The 18657-nt window shown below is 47.1% G+C and carries 16 protein-coding genes; 7 read left to right on the top strand and 9 right to left on the bottom strand.

From position 1 onward, the window contains the following. Window positions 1-97: 97 nt before the first annotated feature. Window positions 98-1339: an amidohydrolase family protein gene (locus tag HP398_RS08215; protein WP_173622353.1), complete on the top strand. Its 1242-nt coding sequence runs from the start codon at window positions 98-100 to the stop codon at window positions 1337-1339. Between the two features lie 321 nt (window positions 1340-1660). Here HP398_RS08215 and pdxR read toward each other — a convergent pair whose 3' ends face one another. Then, on the bottom strand, window positions 1661-3040 hold the full coding sequence (gene pdxR / locus HP398_RS08210) for a MocR-like pyridoxine biosynthesis transcription factor PdxR (protein ID WP_173622352.1): 1380 nt from the start codon (window positions 3038-3040) through the stop codon (window positions 1661-1663). A gap of 102 nt (window positions 3041-3142) precedes the next feature. Here pdxR and HP398_RS08205 point away from each other — a divergent pair, with 102 nt between their 5' ends. The 3 genes from HP398_RS08205 to HP398_RS08195 are packed head-to-tail and all read left to right on the top strand — an operon-like array spanning window position 3143 to window position 5166. Beyond that, a complete protein-coding gene (locus tag HP398_RS08205) occupies window positions 3143-3766 on the top strand; it encodes an FMN-binding negative transcriptional regulator (protein WP_173622351.1) in 624 nt (207 codons plus the stop codon). 33 nt (window positions 3767-3799) lie between these two features. Next, window positions 3800-4438, top strand: coding sequence for a LysE family translocator (locus tag HP398_RS08200; protein WP_173622350.1), 639 nt, complete (start codon window positions 3800-3802; stop codon window positions 4436-4438). Between the two features lie 17 nt (window positions 4439-4455). Further along, on the top strand, window positions 4456-5166 hold the full coding sequence (locus HP398_RS08195) for a B3/B4 domain-containing protein (RefSeq protein ID WP_173622349.1): 711 nt from the start codon (window positions 4456-4458) through the stop codon (window positions 5164-5166). A gap of 35 nt (window positions 5167-5201) precedes the next feature. On the opposite strand, the gene HP398_RS08190 is transcribed toward HP398_RS08195, so the two are convergent. Further along, complete coding sequence (locus HP398_RS08190) at window positions 5202-5576, bottom strand: nuclear transport factor 2 family protein (protein ID WP_017250992.1); 375 nt, start codon at window positions 5574-5576, stop codon at window positions 5202-5204. 154 nt (window positions 5577-5730) lie between these two features. On the opposite strand from HP398_RS08190, the gene HP398_RS08185 reads away from it, so the two are divergent. Further along, window positions 5731-6573, top strand: a complete 843-nt coding sequence (locus tag HP398_RS08185; RefSeq protein WP_173622348.1) for a DUF92 domain-containing protein — start codon at window positions 5731-5733, stop codon at window positions 6571-6573. Between the two features lie 52 nt (window positions 6574-6625). On the opposite strand, the gene HP398_RS08180 is transcribed toward HP398_RS08185, so the two are convergent. Next, a complete protein-coding gene (locus HP398_RS08180) occupies window positions 6626-7846 on the bottom strand; it encodes an MFS transporter (RefSeq protein ID WP_017250990.1) in 1221 nt (406 codons plus the stop codon). A 133-nt stretch (window positions 7847-7979) separates the two neighbouring features. Here HP398_RS08180 and HP398_RS08175 point away from each other — a divergent pair, with 133 nt between their 5' ends. Continuing rightward, entirely contained in the window at window positions 7980-8864 is an 885-nt protein-coding gene (locus tag HP398_RS08175) for a LysR family transcriptional regulator (RefSeq protein ID WP_173622347.1), read from the top strand. 12 nt (window positions 8865-8876) lie between these two features. Here the strand turns inward: HP398_RS08175 and HP398_RS08170 are convergent, their stop codons facing one another. Next, on the bottom strand, window positions 8877-10259 hold the full coding sequence (locus tag HP398_RS08170) for an MFS transporter (protein ID WP_017250988.1): 1383 nt from the start codon (window positions 10257-10259) through the stop codon (window positions 8877-8879). Between the two features lie 112 nt (window positions 10260-10371). Here HP398_RS08170 and HP398_RS08165 point away from each other — a divergent pair, with 112 nt between their 5' ends. After that, window positions 10372-11259 (top strand): LysR family transcriptional regulator, encoded by an 888-nt coding sequence (locus HP398_RS08165; RefSeq protein ID WP_173622346.1) that lies wholly within the window; start codon window positions 10372-10374, stop codon window positions 11257-11259. 343 nt (window positions 11260-11602) lie between these two features. On the opposite strand, the gene HP398_RS08160 is transcribed toward HP398_RS08165, so the two are convergent. From HP398_RS08160 to HP398_RS08140, 5 genes are all read right to left on the bottom strand, one after another. Then, complete coding sequence (locus HP398_RS08160; protein WP_017250986.1) at window positions 11603-12490, bottom strand: ABC transporter ATP-binding protein; 888 nt, start codon at window positions 12488-12490, stop codon at window positions 11603-11605. Between the two features lie 4 nt (window positions 12491-12494). Beyond that, window positions 12495-15377, bottom strand: a complete 2883-nt coding sequence (locus tag HP398_RS08155; RefSeq protein ID WP_217368617.1) for an ABC transporter permease — start codon at window positions 15375-15377, stop codon at window positions 12495-12497. 18 nt (window positions 15378-15395) lie between these two features. Next, complete coding sequence (locus HP398_RS08150; protein ID WP_026043284.1) at window positions 15396-16574, bottom strand: efflux RND transporter periplasmic adaptor subunit; 1179 nt, start codon at window positions 16572-16574, stop codon at window positions 15396-15398. Beyond that, on the bottom strand, window positions 16537-17211 hold the full coding sequence (locus tag HP398_RS08145; RefSeq protein ID WP_017250983.1) for an ABC transporter ATP-binding protein: 675 nt from the start codon (window positions 17209-17211) through the stop codon (window positions 16537-16539). Before HP398_RS08145 ends, HP398_RS08150 begins: the two co-directional genes overlap by 38 nt. Before the next feature lie 195 nt (window positions 17212-17406). Beyond that, a complete protein-coding gene (locus tag HP398_RS08140) occupies window positions 17407-18624 on the bottom strand; it encodes an amidohydrolase family protein (protein ID WP_017250982.1) in 1218 nt (405 codons plus the stop codon). Window positions 18625-18657: the final 33 nt, after the last annotated feature.

Below are 18657 nucleotides of genomic sequence, written 5' to 3'. Positions count from 1 at the left end.
TGAACAACCTTGTTCGAAATATTCACTACAATTAACATAGACAGCTAGACTGGACTCTCATCCACTACATGCAATATAGAGAAAGGGCTGATTTCTAGTGATGCAAGCTTTTTGGTTAACCAACGTTCGTCTCGATAAAGGATTTGAAACAGGTGACGACGGCGTCTTTCACACAATCTCAGAAATCTGTCATTTGAAGATCGAAGACGGCAAAATCGCAGAGATCGTATCGGCGAGCGAACCACTCGACACCACTTTACCGCAAGAAGATGCAAAAGGTTTATTGGCCCTCCCCTCTTTTGTCGAGAAGCATAACCATCTGGATAAAACGTATGCGGGCGCAACCTGGAAATCTTGCCTCCCTCCGAAAAAATTGATCGATCGCTTGGAGTTCGAAGCAAAAGAAATGCCGCTGATGACTGGGACGACCAAAGAACGCGCACAAGCAATGCTCCAGTGGCATATCAAAGGCGGTGCCACACATGTGCGCACACACGTCAACATCGATCCATACATCGGGCTGAAAAACCTGGAGGGTGTGCGTGCAGCCCTGGAAGAGTACAGCGATCGTCTGACGTATGAAATCGTTGCTTTCCCGCAGCAGGGGCTCCTGCGTACACAAGCAAGCTCCTTGATGAGACAAGCGATGAAGGAAGGCGCTACGTTGGTTGGGGGATTGGACCCGGCTGGGATTGACAATGAATTGGAAGGCTCCTTGCGTGAAATGATGGACATTGCGGTGGAAGCAGATGCGGATGTCGATATTCACCTGCATGATCCGGGGACACTCGGCTTCTATACGATCAAAAGACTGCTCGATCTGACTGAAGAAGCTGGCTGGCAGAACCGTATGGCGATCAGTCATGCCTTTGCGCTCGGAGACGTGTCGATGGAGGAAAGCTCGGACATGGCAGACCGATTGTCCCAGCTGGGAACGATGATTATGACAACAGTTCCGATTAATCGTGCCATGCCACCTGTTCCGATGCTTCATGCCAAAGGCGTACATGTCGCACTTGGTTACGATGGATTCTACGATTCGTGGTCGCCATATGGAACAGGCGATATGCTGGATAAGCTAAACCGTCTGGTCGAGCGCTACCGTTGGGTCGATGAGAAATCATTGGTGCAATCGTTGTACTTCATCACCGGAGGAAAAACAACGCTCGATAAAGATGGCAACCGTGCATGGCCAATGATTGGCGACGATGCAAGCATCGTGTTTGCAGAAAGCTCCTGCTCTGCGGAAGCGATTGCGAGAAAATCTCGTCGAGCTGCTGTTATGTTTAAAGGGAACATTGTGCATGGTGCTTTGGAGAGAATGGAAGAAACAAAGTAGTCATGTGGATACGAAGGCTTCGCTGATTTTTCAGTGAAGCCTTTATTGTTTTGGTCTAAATCGAGCCTTTGGTGGTGGGGAGAAAAAAGAAGAAAACGCTCAAGTTCTTGGGCTACTTCCTAAGGGGTCATCCCTGCCCAGCTCCATGGAAAAAAAGAAACCCGCGTCCAAAGTCGCGCCTCTGCGAAGTATTTCAGAGGTGGACGCTAAAGGCAGGTTTCTTTTTTTCCATTGCGCTTCGGTTGGTATCCCAAAGGCTTTCGCTTATTTCTTCTTTTTTCTCTTACCAGCTTGGGTGTTTGTCCCCGCTTAAAAGCTTTTTTATAACCAAGCCTTTTTTAAGAGCTTTACACCAAGTTGGATTTCATCAGTTGATAAATTACTGAAACCAAGTTTGATGATTGGGTGATCGGTTTTGTTTTTAATGAAATAGAGTGAAGTAGGATAGACTTTCACTCCCTGAAGGGAAGCTTGTTGAATGAGCCATTCTTCTGAACGCTCCACGTGTACTTTGACTAATAAGTACAATCCAGACTGCTCGCCAATGATAGAAATATGTTGTTTGAAATGCTTCCTTAATTCACAAACGAAGTGCTGCATTTTTCGTTTATAAACAAGGCGCATGCGTTTAATATGGCGATTCCATTCCCCTTCTTCCATAAATTTCGCCATTGCGAATTGGCTAAGTAGTGAAGTGGTGCTCTCGAAATGTGCGAATTGATTTTTATAAAGGTTGATAAGCGGCTGTGGCAACACCATATAACTTAAACGAATTCCTGGCAGAAAGCACTTCGAGAAATTCCCGAGATAAATCACCCTTGTTGAATCGATGGAAGCGAGAGCCGGAAATGGTTGTTGGGTATAGCGATATTCACTATCATAATCGTCTTCGATAATATATCCTTGCCTATTTTTTGCCCAATGGATAAGGGTATGCCTTTGTTGAATGGACATGCTTACCCCATATGGACTGTGATGGGACGGCGCCACATAAATCAATCGTGATTTCATTTGTTCCAAGTGTGAGAAATCAGCACCTGTCTCATAAACGGGTACTGTTTCCAGTGTAAAACTATTTAATTGAAAAGCTTCCCTAGCGCCATCATAACCAGGATCCTCCACAATCACGCTAGAAAAATCATGTTTCAGGACAAGACCGAGATACACAAGCATTTGTTGGGTACTACTTCCGATAATGATCGCATCTGGTTCTGTTTTCACTCCACGAGACTGAAGTAAATATGCTGCGATTTGCTCACGTAAGCTCCATTCACCAAAAGGTTCCCCGTACCGAAAGCTGTCCTTTGCCGTTAATACTTGATTCGAAATCCTCCGCCATGTTTTTAAAGGGAAATGCGATTGATCGACGACGTCTGCGCGAAAATCTATACGAACAGATGATACCTGCTCTGTTTGTTTGTGAGTAAAAGAACGGCGAGCCTCTTGAAATAAAACAGGCTCTAACTCATTTACAAAATAACCTTTTCGGCCCTCTCCACGAATATATCCTTCCGCAACAAGTTGTTCATACGCCATTAATGTTGTATTACGGCTTACATGTAAGGAATCTGCAAGTTGACGAATGGAGGGCAATAGCTCATCCGCCTTTATATCGCCTTGTTCAATAAATGATTTAAATTTCTCATAGATTTGTTTGTATTTAGGAGAATGATCTTTGAATGTAAAAATGGTATTTTTCATTACCACCCCTCCTGACATGTATATTTGTTTGTTATTGTATCTTTTTTTATGTCAGTTTGTATCATACGCTTGGTTCAAATACACGTTGAAAGGGTGGTTACTGTGTACATTCCTAAGCAGTATCAGATGAAACATGATGAGGCAGTTCAAATGATGAAGTCTAACCCGTTTGCTTTATTGATTACGGTTGATCAACACCGCCCGTTGGCTACGCACATTCCGTTGGAAATTCATGAAGAGGAAGGGAAAATCTATGCGACTGGGCACATCGCATACGGAAACATGCAGAAGAAAACCTTGGATAACAATAGGGATGTTTTGCTTATTTTTCAAGGACCGCACGCTTATATTTCGTCAAGCTGGTATGAGAGTGAACAGGTTCCCACATGGGACTATCTCGCTGTACATGCGTATGGGACAGCGCGTATCCTTAGGAAGGATGAACTGAAATCTGCTTTGGATTCGATGCTTACCCACTATGAATCTCACCGGGAAAATGGTCGGCTCTGGGAGACGTTTGATCCTGAGCTGCTTGAGAGAGAAATGAAAGGAATCGTTGCCTTTGAGATTGAAATCACCTCTATTCAAGGGGCAGCCAAAATGAGCCAAAATCGCAACAACACCGATTATCAATCGATTGTGGCAGAGCTTGAAAAATCAAATGAACAAGGGGAAATTCAGGTTGCTCAGTGGATGCGTGGGCAACGGAAAGAGTTATTTAAATGATCAGCCTATAGATACAACAAGGAGTTGCTTCTTATGGAATTTTCAACTATTTGGCTATTTGTCATTGCCGCTTCTACATTGTTAATCATACCTGGACCAGCCGTGTTCTATATTATGGCTAGAAGTATCGATCAAGGGAAGAAAGCGGGTCTGGTATCAGTTCTAGGAGTGTCTCTTGGTAGTTCTGTTCACGTTTTAGCTGGAGCAATTGGAGTTTCTGCGATCCTTATGACATCAACAACAGCCTTTCATATCGTGAAATACTTGGGTGCTGCTTATCTTATCTATCTGGGGTGTAAGACTTTATTTTCTAAAGCTGATAGAACAGATTCCGAAATTCCAAAAGCCCCTCGCAAAAAATTACGAAAGATTTTTTACGAATCAGCGCTTGTAGAGGTAATGAATCCTAAGACAGCCCTCTTCTTTTTAGCCTTCTTTCCGCAATTCATATCACCTACTGCTGGGTCAGTCACCGTTCAATTTTTGCTTTTAGGAACGATATTTATTATCCTAGCTTTTGTTAGCGATGGTCTGTATGCCGTTCTCGCAGCAAGTATGAGAAAGCGGATTGTGAGTAGTACGGCGAGTTCAAAGGTAGTGAATCAGATAACTGGTTATTTTTATATTGCGCTAGGGATTTTCTCCGCCTTTGCGAGCCCCTCCAAAACATAAGAATGGAGAGATAGGATATGCCTAGATTTATCATTGAAGATGATTTTTGGTCGTTATTTCCGCATGCGAAAATAGGTATCGTGATTTGCCAGGGAATTGATAATTCAATGAGGGACGTTGAAATCTACGAAAAGCTGCTAAAGGAAGCCGAGAAAGACGCGCATAAATTCTTAAGTCTAGAGGAATTCAGTAGTAATCCTGTCATTTCCGTTTGGCGAGAAGCTTTTCAGAAATTCAAGACAAAGAAAGGCGCAAGGTGTTCGATTGAAGCTTTATTAAAAAGAGTCAAAAATGGCAACCCCATCGGAACAATAAACCCGCTTGTTGACATCTATAATTCCATTTCATTGCGTTATGGACTTCCGTGTGGTGGAGAAGATATCGACACTTTTGTAGGCGATATTCGCCTGACGCAGGCAAATGGCAACGAACCGTTTCTCCCATTGGGACAGGATGAAAATGCTCCGCCCTATGAAGGGGAAATTGTTTATAAAGATGATGACGGTGCCATATGCAGATGCTGGAATTGGCGTGAAGCTCAGAGGACAATGCTAACAGAAAACACGAAAAATGCATTCCTCTGTATTGAATTAATAGATGAATCAAGAAGTGATGAATTCCATATGGCGCTAAAAGAATTGTCTGATTTAGTGCCACATCATCTTGGTGGTATGGTGAAGATGGAAGTGTTAGATATCAATCAGAAGGAAATGACCATCTTTGAGTAAGGTCAAACGGTAGCCAAATGCATTGGCTGCCGTTCTTAAAACATTCCATTCTCATTGGGGGAATCATCCGGTATGGCCTGGCCTACATCCCAGAATTCGACGATCTGGTCGTTATGAAAACGGAAGATATGGACCACAGCTCCCCCAAGATCCTCTTGGTTTTGCTTCACATGGGAATGGACTGCAACGATATCCCCCTCTTCGATGGACCGTTTCACTTCGAGAATCTTATGAGGATTCTTTGCGGCGTTCTCTTCCATTGCGAGCATAAGAGAATGAGCATCGCCACGGAAAAAGGGATTATGATGGTGGAAATTCGGACCTGTGTATCTTTGGTATGCTTCTCGCACATTCCCCGACGCTACCAGTTGCAAAAACGACACCGCATTCTCTTTGAGAGAAGTCTTCATAACAAATCACCCTTTCTCTAAATAAGATACCCGATCGTACAACACGTCTATCTATGCCCAACTTTTTGCATGTTGTAACGTTCTAGCAATAAACTCCCTCATTTTGCCTGCTACGTTGAGGTATAATAGTTCAAAGCAAAGGGGGAGGGAACCTGTGGAGTGGTTAATCGGTCTGGCCTGTAGCGCTGGGATTGCGGGGGCGGCTTATGTAAAACGGTCGCTGTCCGGCTCCGGCTTTTTGGCGGCAGTGATACTGGGCACCGTGATGTACGCACTCGGTAGCCCTATCTGGTTCGGCTCTCTCATCGCTTTTTTTGTCTCGTCCACCTTATTGTCCAAGTGGAAAAAGCATAAAAAGCAAGAGGCCGAGAGCGGTTATGAGAAAACAGGGAGACGCGATGCCGGCCAGGTGCTAGCAAACGGCGGGCTCGGACTCCTGATATGTGTAGCAAATTGGGCGTGGCCGCATCCGCTTTGGTGGTACGCGTTCCTCGGCGTGATGGCGGCGGTCACAGCCGATACATGGGCAACAGAAATCGGCGGTTTAAGCCGCAAGCCTCCGCGATTGATCAAGACGGGTCAGCGTGTTCCACCCGGCACTTCTGGCGGTATTTCTGGCCTGGGCATGGGTGCTTCGCTGGCTGGTGGCCTATTTATCGGCGGTGCAGCGTGGTTGCTGCTTGCGCTACCCAGCCAAACCGCGCCGGATGTGATCACCCCTCCCCTTAGACTGGTAGCTTGGATCGGCATAGCAGGACTAGCGGGCATGATAGGGTCACTGGTTGATTCATGGATCGGTGCGACTTGGCAGCAAATGTACCGTTGCGGCGCTTGCGGTCGTGAAATCGAGCAGGCTCGTCACTGCGGCAAGCCAGCCGTGCGAATCCGCGGTCGCGCTGGTTGGAACAACGATGCCGTCAATGTCGCTGGCTCGCTTGCAGGTGGTGCTTTCGCCGTCTTATTGGCGCTGGCAATCGGCTTATCTTTTGACCTATAAAGAAACGGAAAGACTTCGTATCACAAAAACGATACTGAGTTTTTCCGTTTCTTTATTTTGGGGCACATGTGTTGGCTATTTTCGTCACTTTCTTCGCATTGTGTACCATTTTTGAGACGCACGCCCAAAGTATGAAGCCAACTAGGAGAAAGCCGACATTCATGCTGATGACGCCTCCCCATCCGTATGCGGACCAAAACAATCCTCCGAGTGTTCCTCCTACACTTGAACCCGTATAGTAGAAAAACAAGTACAAGGAAGAGGCCTGTGCTTTGTTCTGTAAAGCAAGCTGTCCCACCCAGCTGCTTGCAACGGCATGAGCTCCAAAAAATCCAAAAGTAAAAAATCCAAGCCCTACTATCTTCATAAGGAGATTCGCTTCCCAGGTCAAACAGACGCCGATTAATGCAAGGAATAAGCTAATGAATAACAGCCTTTGCTTACCGTGACGATCGATTAATTTTCCTGTCCAGACAGAGCTGAACATTCCGATGATCATAATTAAAAACGTCCAGCTTATAAAGGTTTGGCTGAGTGAATAGGGTTTTTCGAGCAATACATAACCGATGTAATTGAACAACGCTACATTACTACCTAAAAGTAAAAAGCCGATGACAAATAAACAAATGAGACGTGGAGCCTTTAGATGGTCTATTAAAGACAGACCTAACTTTCTAATGACGAAGGGGCGTGCTTTGAAATGTTGTGAAGGTGGTAAGGTGTTCCAAAAAATCAGTGTGGCAGCTAAACTTATGAGACCAATTCCCCCTATTGCGATCTGCCAGCCGAAGTAGTCACTCATCATTCCTGAGAAAACCCTGCCAAACACAGCCCCAATTGAATTGCCGCATATATAGAGCCCCATAGCCGCTCCCAGACTTTTGGATTCGATTTCTTCTCCAAGATACGCCATCGCTATGGAGGGTAAACCGGCCAATGAAATTCCTTCAATCGTTCGAAATACGAGGAGAACATGAAAATTCGAACTGAATGCTGTGAGAATACAAAACACAGAGGAAGCGAGCATGGAAACGATCATGATTGGCTTGCGTCCCCATACTTCAGACAACGAACCAAAAATGAGCATACTGACGGCAAGAACCATTGTTGTAATCGAGAGGGAAAGGCTTGCTGTCGTTGGACTAACCGCAAATTCTTTTGAAAATTCCGGCAATAAAGGCTGTACGCAGTAAAGAATAGCAAACGTATTGAAACCAGCGGCAAAGAAAGCAAAGCTGGTTTTGCGGAAGAGTGGCGTGCCTTGTTGTATCATGTGATCACCATATCATTTCAGGATGATTATGGTTTCATGGTATCACCATTTATCTATGATGTATAATTCATTATAATCATGTTTTTCATGCATTTATGTAATGAAAAACCCGAACGGAAAGTGGTGCTTTCGAATGGAATGGCAACAGTTTGAATATTTTCAGACACTGGCAAGAATCCAACACGTGACACATGCTGCCAAAGCTCTCTCGATTTCCCAGTCTGCCCTCAGTCGTTCGATTGCCCGATTTGAGGATGAAGTAGGCGTGCCCTTATTTGACCGTCAGGGACGTTCGATTCGGCTCAATAAATATGGTCATCTCTTTTTAAAGCGAGTCGAAAATATGATGAAGGAATTCCATGATGGAAAACAAGAAATCATGGATTTACTTGATCCAGATAAGGGTGAAGTGTCTCTTGGGTTTCTGCACACGTTAAGTACCAGTCGTATCCCTGATTTACTGGCTTCTTTTCGCTCCCACTACCCAAACATTCATTTTCGACTCGGACAAGGTCCCTCCCATACGCTTATGAATCAGTTGCAAGGAGGAGAATTTGATCTTTGTCTACTAGCTCCTATGGATATGAAATCTCCCTTTGTATGGAAGCCGCTTTGGAATGAAGAGCTTTTTGTGATTGTCCCGAAAGACCACAAATATGCAAATCGCACCTCGATTACGTTGGAAGAGATTGCAGATGAATCATTTATCCATTTAAAAGCAGGGTACTCCCTTCGTATTACCGTCGAGCAATTGTTTCAAGAAGCGGGCATTACACCTCCGATTACATTTGAAGGAGAGGAAGCAGATACCGTTGCAGGACTAGTCGCTGCTGGACTGGGAATCTCCCTTTTGCCCAATTTAAAGGGAACGGACCAGAGTAATATCACACAAATCCCTGTCAAAAGCCCGAAGTGCCAACGTACCATTGGCATTGCTTGGGTAGAAGGGCGATATTTATCACCTGCCACTGAAAAATTTAAACAATTTGTGATGAATCATGCCTGCGATTTTGAATAGGGATGGGTGAACCTACGACTCCCCCCTTTGCCTTGATTCCCGTCGCCAACTCATCAGTACCAAAGACAATGCGATTGTCGTGAGGATAATGCCAAGCGCTTGCAACCCCTCGGCGCTAAACTTATCTCCCATTACAATGCCGATCAACAACGAGGAGAGAATGGTTCCCAAGTATCTGGAGGTTTGAAATAATCCGGATGCTACTCCGATGATTTCTTTTGGAGAACTTTTGAACAAGGCTGCTTGCATTCCTACATTGTTTAACCCGTTGCTAATACCGAATGCTGCTAACGCCACACATACACTAATCACATGTGAATCTTGATTGAACGTCACGAGCCACAATGACCCAAATGTCATAAGAATGGCGGATACGAGCAATGCAGGCCGAGGTCCTGATTGATCAATCCATCTTCCTGCTAGTGGAGACACCACAAGTGAGCATAAACCTAAGCTGAGCATGAGAATTCCTGTATGAAACTCGCTGACATGACGAACCATTTGCAAGTAGGACGGAAGCCCGAAAAAAAGCGAATAAAAAAGGACGTTCACGAGCATGAATTCGATATTGACCCATGTCATCGCAGGATACTTGGCGAATGTCCGTAGAGGTATAAACGGAGAAGTCGTTTTTAACTCATGTCGTACGAAAGCCCCCAGTGTAATGAGGCCGATCCCTCCAACCATGATATGCCACCATGAGACATGCCCCGATGATTTTGCTGACAGTAATCCAACGAGCGATGCAACCAGACCCACTGCGAAGAGCACGATCCCTGTTGCATCTATCAAATCCAACCATTTTCGAAAGGACATGTTATGTGCAGCAGATGCTGCCGATTCATCCTTTGGAATCATCCTCCAGGCTACTAGCAAGCTCGCCACCACGAACGGAATATTAATGAGAAAGATCGCAGACCAGTCCCAATAATGAAGCAAGACCCCGCCAACAAAAGGTCCAATCGCTGCTGCTCCGGATAGGAATATGGACAGTACGGAAAGCGCAGTCGCTTGTTTCTCCGTAATATGAATTCGTACGATAGCCATTCCAACCGCAACCATCATGCTGGTTCCGATCGATTGCACAATTCGGAACACAATGAGCCATCCAAAGTTTGGTGATAATGGAGCCAATATTGAGGCTACGAAGGATACGACAAGCCCGGTAAGAAATATCTTCTTGCGGCCGAACAAATCGCTTGCTTTTCCCATAACAGGTTGAGCGATCGCACTCGCAATGTAGAAAGAGAAAATGATCCACGAGACAACCGTGAAGTCAAGACGATACACATCTTGCAGCCTTGGAATCGCAACCGAAATCATCGAAGAATTTAATGGGTTCAATAATATCCCCAGTCCAACGGAAATCATCAACCACCTGCTGTGAGCCCCCATTTTTTAGCCCCCTTAAGCGTTTTGATGATATCGTACTGGAAATCAAACATTTACTCCAACGCATTTCACGTTATAATTTCATTGATTGGAAGGAATGAATGGAGGGTGCTGAATGGAGCTTCTTCAACTGCAATACTTTCTCACGGTAGCTCGGATGGAACACGTGACCGAAGCTGCACGAAGTCTGCATGTGACCCAATCGTCCCTAAGCAAAACGATTCAACGATTGGAGGAGGATCTGGGAGTCCCGCTGTTTGATCGAAAAGGGAGAAAGCTGCGTCTGAATGAGTTCGGAAGCAAATTCCTCTGCCGGGTGGATAGAGCTTTGTTTGAATTGGAACAGGGGAAGCTGGAGCTTCGCGATTTGTCCAACCCGGAACATGGCACGCTTGAATTGGCGGTGACTACGGCAAGCACACTACCCAATATCCTTCGAGAGTTTCGGAAAAAGCGACCCGATATCCAGTTTCATGTACAAATGCTCACCACGCTGGAAATGGTTACGCTTCTCCATAGAGGAGAGATCGATTTTTGCTTGTCCTCCCCTCCTATCCAAGAGGATGGCATTGAATGTCAAATCGTCTTCATTGACCCTATTCTCGTAGCTGTTCCAAGGGGACATCGATTAGCAGACCGAAGCATCGTATCTTTGACAGATCTAAAGGATGAATGGTTCGTCGGTGTAAAGAAAGGGTACGGGACACGCGATTTCGTAGACTCTATATGCAAGTCGGTTGGATTCACACCTAAATATGTGTATGAGGGAGATGAACCTGCAAGGCTAATCCAGTTAGTGGAAGCAGAAATTGGCATAGCCTTCATACCAAGCACGGCAAGAGATTCTCGTGAACAAATCAAGTATCTTCGAGTAGAGAATCACGAATTGGTACGGGAAATCGCTTTATTATGGCACAAGAGTCGGTACATTTCGCGAGCTGCCCAAGACTTCCGTGATGTCGTTATCGATTATTTTGGTGATGTATGCAAACTTGAGAGGTGATGAATCATGAAGCTTCACGATTGTCCTACTTGTCATACCAACAGTCAAGAATGTATGATCGTCATCGAGAATGCGCTGCACCCTACAGCTGAGAGATTAACGTGCAGGATATGTTCCTGGAGCGGAAAGTGGTCGGACATGAAAGTGCGCGAGATCCCAGATGAACCAATCCCGGGCGTCGAACCGATTACCGATTATGGTGTGCTCCATTCAGATCAAATTCGCCTTCGATATACAGGAGGTTGTTGCCCTCATTGTGGGGGAGATGATCCTTTATGCTGGTGCCATGCATTTTAGGTACAGGCGTATCCCACTAGCTGAACAAAAAACAGACACGTCACATTCACGTGTCTGTTTTGGTGGAGGCTACAGGCGCCTTTAGGATAATTCGATCTTCTTCCAGCTCAATTCGGAGCTTGCCGTCCGCCTGGATCGCCTGGAGGTACTCCATTGGGATCTGCAGCCTCCCCACCTGATCAAGCACCGCCAATTCCTCATGAGTGTCCTCGTTAGCTGACTCATCCGAAGACTCGGAAGTATTTTCTTCTGTTCCTTTTCGCCGCAACAACTCGCTGGACGTTTTCCCATCCCTAATGGCTACGACACGATCTACTTTGCGCGCTAGCTCCAAATCATGAGTCACGATGACGACGGTTAGCCCAAACGAACGGTTCAGCTCTTGAAACAAATCGAGAATGATAGCTGCCGTTCGAGTATCTACACTGCCAGTCGGCTCATCTGCCAAAAGCAGCTTGGGCTCGTTCGCCAACGCGATCGCGATGGCTACCCGCTGTTGCTCCCCGCCGGAAAGTTCGCTCAGCTTGTTCTTTTTTCGGTGGCCCAGCCCCACCAGTTCCAACAACTCGTGGGCGCGTTCCCTTTTTCGCTTGCCCCGCAAAAGCATTGGCATCTCCACATTTTGCAGTGCGGATAGATACGGGATCAGATTGCGGGCGTTGTTCTGCCAGACAAAGCCTACGGTCTGCAAGCGATACTGAACCAGCTCGGAAGTCGTCAATCGAAATAAATCAGCTCCCGCGACGGAAAGTTTTCCTGCCGAGGGACGGTCCAGCCCTCCCAGCATGTTCAAAAGCGTTGATTTGCCGCTGCCGCTATTCCCAATGATCCCCATCAGCTCTCCGGTCTCTACACGCAAATCCAACCCTTGCAGCGCGACCACTTCCAGATCATTTGCCTTGTAGATTTTCACCAAATTTTCGCATACGATCATCTGATTAGTCCTCCCCCAGCTTTACGGCTTGATGGATCTGCATCCGTGATAGCAGAATACCAACGATCCCGATTCCGATCACCAGTGTCACGGCAATGAACGTATAAATGATTTGTTCATCTTGCAGCATCGAAATAACGGTAAAGGGAGGAACTTGCTTATCGGCATGTAAATAGAGACTAAGTGCAGGCAAAAACAGGCTATTTGCTAGCTTGCCCGCTGTCATTCCCATCGCAAAAGCGACACCAAACGTCAAGAGCTGCTCCCACGCAAGAATGGCAAGAAGCTGTCTGAATGGCATTCCCATCGCCCGGAACACGCCGTATTGCAATTTTCTCGCTCCAAGTGTAAGCACCCAGTACAACACGTAGCCGATAAAGGTTACCAGCATGGAAAGCAGGAACCCAAGCGTCAGCGATCCGTTCAGCCCCAAATAAAATGCGCTGTTTTTCATCTGGATCACTTGCTGTTTGGCATTATTCAGCATGGCGAGCTTGACTCCCTCTTGTGACAGACCCTTGTACAGCGATTCAGAAGAGGCTCCCTCTTTCATTTTAATCCAAACCTCATAAGGCTCCAGGCGCATTTTGTCTTGCACAAACGGGAGATTGGCGACTGCCAAATACTGTTCTTCCATACTGCTTCCATATGTACTTTTTACAGGCGCAGGATTCCATCCCGGCCAGTAATCCACGATAGCATACACAATCATTTCAACCCTGCGAGAATCCCCCCAGCCGAGCAGGATGGTTTGTCCCTCTACCACCTGCAGCTTGTCAGCGAGGCTGCGAGACAGCAATAGGGCGCGCGGTTCTTTTGCTATCAAATTCAAATAATCGTGGAAGTGATGCGGCAGCAAGTCAGACTTCATCCAAGCGGTCTTTGCAAACTCTTTGGGCTCGATCGCCATCAAGGTGACGTCCTTCACAGGATCGCCCCGAAAAGAAGCCTCCGCCAGGCCGTTCACAAAGACTTTTGTTACATGCTCAACCTCAGGTAATCGACTGTACACTTCGAAATCTGGCTCTACATACTGAACGGGAGGAGCTGCAGGCGCTTGTTCCACTTCTGCTTCCTCACCTTCTTCCGCATTTCTTCCTCCCCGATAAACCGTTACTTCCGGTTTGTCGCTCTGCCACTCTGCCTTCAAACGAATATCCGCGCCGATTTGGTAACGGATTCTCTCTTCTGCATTTTGATTGATCGTCCGTGCCATGCTTGCACTGAACATTCCTACTGCGACCGTAATCGTCACAAACAGCATGAGAAAATGATACTGACGTGGAGCTCTCCCTACCTGAACCAGCGTCGTATGCAGAGAAAGCGGGAAGAAGGAGCGTCCTGCCCAAGACATCAGACGCAGGAGCCACGGGTACAACCGGAGAAGCAACAGGCCAAAACCGAGCGAAAACAGAACGGGCACAAAAAAGAGAAGGAAATCGATCGAGATCGCCGTAGCTCCTTCGCTCGTTTTTGCTGCGGTTTCGGCGGCGTTTTGATAGGAATACCATCCATACCACGATATCGCAAGCAGCAATACGTCGAAAAACAGCCGGTGCCAAATGGCGGATCCACTCATTCTCGCCATGTTTTGCTTGTGCGTGACGATATTTTGCCTGGTTGCCAGAAACACAGAAATCAAAACAAGTGTAATACAAGCAACCACCATCCACGCAGCATACACGAATACTTCCGGACTGATCGTGACATCCAAACCTTTGCGATCGACAAATTCGAGAAATCCATTCGAGACGCCAAGGATCTTACTAAGCTGAATCCCCACTAAGGGACCGATCAGAAAAGCACATCCCCCAAGAATGGCGATCTCCATGAAATAAATAGAAAAAATCTGCATTCTGCTGGCTCCCCTGCTGCCCAGCACTGCGATTTCCGTTCGTTGCCTTTCCACAATTAATCCCGAAACCATCACGAGATAAAGGCCCAGCATAATGAAAATGGGGATGTAGAGTGACCAGAGAATGGTTTTGAATTGCTTCTCTTGCTCATTGTACTTGCCCACGAGACTAGCCGCCGGAAACTGAACGTTGATCTCCGCTTTTTTCAATCCATGCTGTTGCAGCTTCCCTTCGATTCCGGCCACCAATGAATTCAGCTTCTCTGTATCGCTGATCCGAAAAGATTGGTAGTGAAAGGCCGTATACATCTCGGTTGAAATGACCAGATTTTTCTCTTCCAAAAACACACTCCGAAAAAGTCGTTCATCCAATACGAAGCCACTGGAGTATTCACTGGTCGAAGCAAACCAATACGGATCGTTCCCCTCTTTTTCCTTGAAAACACCGACCGGCTTGATTCGCACCTTGAGTCCTTCTACCTGGTTCGTGGTCAGCTCATACAAGCTGCCAAGCACCATCCGGCGGTCCTTTAACGCTTTTTCTGTTACCAGTGCTTCGTACACGCCATCAACGGGTGTTGCAGCAGGCAGGCGACCGTCGACAAGCGTCATATGCTGCGCAAGTCCGCTCAGCGAATAGATCCGCGAACTGTCGGAACTGAGCAAGCTCTTCGGCTGTATGTTTTCCTGAATGGCTTGAAACGGAATGGTCCGTAAAACTGTCACTCCTGCATACACCGGAACATCCAGTTCAGCGATTACTTCGTTTTGTAGATGAGCGGTCATTTCGTCTACAAGTACCGCCCCATTCTTTCCCAGTTTGTTTTGATTGACCGCGATCAGCAAGCCACCGGGGAAGCGGTTCACATTCTTCTGGTATTCCTCCATATCCTTGGTCAACATGCGTTGGAGTACCCCTGACGTGAATGCCGGTATACTCGATACCAATCCGACAGCGACGATTAGACCAATCAACAGACTGCCGACCAGCCAGCGGTTATTCATCATTTTCCGCAAGATCATTTGCAGCATCGCCACGACATTGTCCCCCTATTCCAAAATAACCAGTTGGCCTGCCGAAAGACCTTTGCGAATCTCAACCTCCGTCTGGGTCATGATACCAGTCTCCACGTCCACTTCCTTCTTGCTATTCCCGTCGAGCACCCGAACGTACTTCCTGCCTGATAATTCATGAAGTGCTTTTCTCGGTATAAAAAGCGTCTGATCCTCCTTGTCCACAATCACTTCAATACTGACTCCTGTCCCGATCTCTAAGCCCTTTGGAGGGATTTTCGGTGTAATGAGTAGACTTCTCTGATACAGCTTCGTCAAATCCTCTGGTAAATTGGAAGGGACATGCAGGGGCGTCTGAACAACTGTCCCCTCGCCTTTTTCGCCGTCTTTGCCCGAGAGAATCACTTTCATCCCTTCCCTAACATCTTGCAGCGCCTCTTTCTCGGGAGCGGTATACACCACGAACAGCTTGTTCGGATCGCCTATCGTTACCAACTTTTGATGCGCCTCCACCTCATCCCCTACCTGTTGATTGCTTACGAAAAGCACGATTCCGTCAAAAGGCGAGATCAGCTTGGTCTCAGCCCAACGCTGTTGCAGATTCTTCAAGTCCATCTCTTTTTGCTTCACGTTCAGCCTGGCACGCTCCACCACGTACTGCTGCTTCTTGGGATCCTGCAATTTCGCCAAGTCTAACTTAACCTTTTCCAATTCGATCTTGGCTAGCTTGGTCTCGTCTACCTTAGCGTTCATCTCTGCCTTCAAAACGTCCAGCTTGGCGGATTCGACTTCGTAGTGATTATCCTGCTGGGCTTCAAGCAGCTCCAGCTTTGCCTTCTCCACTTCATACCGGGCCGACTCGATCGACCTCTCCATTTCAGCCGCATCCAATTCAGCAAGTACCTGTCCTTTTTTCACCTGATCGCCGCCTTGGACAGAGAACGACTTCAGCCGCAGTCCCTTCGTCTCTGGGAAAGAGAGCTCCGCCGTTTTCACGGTCGTGAAGGAGGCGTTTCCTTTCACACTTTTTACGATCGGCCCTTGTAAAACTTCTGCCACCTCGTATTTGATAGGCGACGGCTCCACTAATGGCGGAGCCAGAACCTCCTCTTCCTTAGGGAATAGGGAACAGCCCGTCAATAAAAGGAAAACGCTCAAGTACGCCCATTTTATTTTGCTATTCCTTGATACGACCGTCCTCCAATTCATAGACATCGTCCGCCACCTCCATTACACCAGGATCATGTGTCGTCATGACAATGCTCATAGCACCTTCATCGACCAGTTGGCGAAACAAACGGCTAATTTGCAGACCCGTTTTACTATCCAGCTCAGCTGTCGGCTCATCCGCCAATAGTAGTGTCGGCCTGTTCGCAACAGCTCTGGCAATCGCACAGCGTTGCTGTTCTCCACCGGACATCTCAAACGGCCGATGATGCGCCCGTTTGGACAAACCAACGATATCCAGCGATTCGCGAACACGCTCCCTCCATTCGGCAGCAGGCACCCCTGACAGGCGGAGTCCAAACTCGACGTTTTCAGCGGCTGACATCAGCGGCAGCAAACCAAACGACTGGAAGATAAATGCCATGTTCTTTTGCCTGATCTTCGTTCGCTCATGATCCGATAGCTGGCCGATTTCTCGTCCCTGAAAGTACACGCTTCCTGCCGTCGGACGATCGAGACCACCCAAAAGGTTTAATAGAGTCGTTTTTCCTGATCCTGATCTGCCTTTTAGTACGAGCAATCGTCCTGATTCTACACGTATTTTTACCCCCGCAAGCGCTCTGACGGCAGTTGCCCCTCTACCAAACGTGCGTTCTACGTTTTTTGTCTCTGCAATGAACGACAAAATGACACCCCCAAAACATGTCTGAAAAATATGAGTTTTACTAATAGTAACTCAAATAAAATCCATTGTTTAATAAAATTGGAATAAACCAATATAAACGAAAATAAATTCCACGTTATGGCCACTATAGACACTTACCAAAAGAAAAAAGGCAAAACCCTGTGGTTCTGCCTTTTTATTCTTTCCTTTTCGATTTTACAAAGCCCCGGAAACAACATTACCACGATACATGACCGCTTGACGCTTCGCACGTCGTGCAACTGCTTCTGCTGCCGAGGATGCGTGAACGAATACGATATCCGCCTCGTCGCCAACATTCGGCCACATGCGGTTGCCCTCTTTATCCAGCGGCGTCTTCCCGCCTGTAATAAAGCCCAGTGCTTGGGACAGTGAACGCTCATCCTGCATACGGAAGCGCTCTGCCAAGCGACCTGCTTTTTCTAAGCTATCGCCTTGTCCAAATGGCGACCAGTGATCAGTAATACTGTCGTCTCCGAGAGAGACGGAGACACCTTTTTCATGCAGCAATGGAATGGGAATCGTCCCTCTGTTCACCGGTACGGTGGAAGTGATCGAAATGCCCAATCCAGCGAGCATTTCAGCTACTTCGCCTGCTTCTTCCAGACTGATGTCAGCAAGGGAATTGGCATGGCTGATCGTAACGCGACCTTGCCATCCTGCTTCTTCGGTCATTTTAGCCAGACGCTTGAATGTAAACACCCCGAGATGATCCGGGTCATGCAAGTGAACGTCGATTGGAGCATTCGCTTCGACTGCCAGCTCAAAAATGGTAGCGAGCGATTTCTCGATGTTTTGATCCACTGTCGCCGGGTCTACACCCCCAACGTAGGTTGCGCCCATTTTCAAGGCTTGGCGGATGTTCTCCACTTGGTTGCTTCGCAGAAGACCTTGCTGCGGGAAGGCAACGACCTCGCACTGCAATCTGCCGCTGAAGGTCTCCAGGGCTGCCATAGTCGCTTCCAGGTTTTTAAGTCCGATGTACGGATCGATATTACAATGGGAGCGAATATGGGTGGAGCCTGCGGACAGCAGCAATTCCAGCATTTTTTCTGCGCGCTCTTGTGCTGTTGGCAACAGCTTCGGCATGAGCTGGCTCTCTTCTTCCAGTCGACCCAAGATGTTTTTCACTGGTGTCACGGCTTTCCAAGGACCGCCATAGTACGTTTTATCGATGTGGATGTGCATATCCCTAAATGACGGCAGTGCCAACAGACCGCTGGCATCCTTCGTTGGCAGCTCGGTTTGTGGAGCAGCTCCACTCACGATCTGTGCAATTCGTCCGTCTTCGATTAATAGATGCGCCACTTCAGTATCTGTAGCAACCACCTTGTCGTTTTCTTTGCGGTATCCGCTCTCCAAGCGGAGGTTGGTAATCCAATAGGCTGTAGACATCTATCCATGACATCCTTTCTATTTAAAAGTAGT

This window comes from Brevibacillus sp. HB1.4B, assembly GCF_013284285.1.
GTDB lineage: Bacteria > Bacillota > Bacilli > Brevibacillales > Brevibacillaceae > Brevibacillus > Brevibacillus porteri.
This window is presented reverse-complemented; position numbering and strand designations above follow the sequence as displayed.

Bases quoted from the DNA above. Each gene is read 5' to 3' on its own strand.
- pdxR (WP_173622352.1), bottom strand. From the start codon at position 3,040: ATGAAAAATACCATTTTTACATTCAAAGATCATTCTCCTAAATACAAA.
- HP398_RS08200 (WP_173622350.1), top strand. From the start codon at position 3,800: ATGGAATTTTCAACTATTTGGCTATTTGTCATTGCCGCTTCTACATTG.
- HP398_RS08195 (WP_173622349.1), top strand. From the start codon at position 4,456: ATGCCTAGATTTATCATTGAAGATGATTTTTGGTCGTTATTTCCGCAT.
- HP398_RS08190 (WP_017250992.1), bottom strand. From the start codon at position 5,576: ATGAAGACTTCTCTCAAAGAGAATGCGGTGTCGTTTTTGCAACTGGTA.
- HP398_RS08180 (WP_017250990.1), bottom strand. From the start codon at position 7,846: ATGATACAACAAGGCACGCCACTCTTCCGCAAAACCAGCTTTGCTTTC.
- HP398_RS08175 (WP_173622347.1), top strand. From the start codon at position 7,980: ATGGAATGGCAACAGTTTGAATATTTTCAGACACTGGCAAGAATCCAA.
- HP398_RS08170 (WP_017250988.1), bottom strand. From the start codon at position 10,259: ATGGGGGCTCACAGCAGGTGGTTGATGATTTCCGTTGGACTGGGGATA.
- HP398_RS08165 (WP_173622346.1), top strand. From the start codon at position 10,372: ATGGAGCTTCTTCAACTGCAATACTTTCTCACGGTAGCTCGGATGGAA.
- HP398_RS08160 (WP_017250986.1), bottom strand. From the start codon at position 12,490: ATGATCGTATGCGAAAATTTGGTGAAAATCTACAAGGCAAATGATCTG.
- HP398_RS08155 (WP_217368617.1), bottom strand. From the start codon at position 15,377: ATGCTGCAAATGATCTTGCGGAAAATGATGAATAACCGCTGGCTGGTC.
- HP398_RS08150 (WP_026043284.1), bottom strand. From the start codon at position 16,574: ATGTCTATGAATTGGAGGACGGTCGTATCAAGGAATAGCAAAATAAAA.
- HP398_RS08140 (WP_017250982.1), bottom strand. From the start codon at position 18,624: ATGTCTACAGCCTATTGGATTACCAACCTCCGCTTGGAGAGCGGATAC.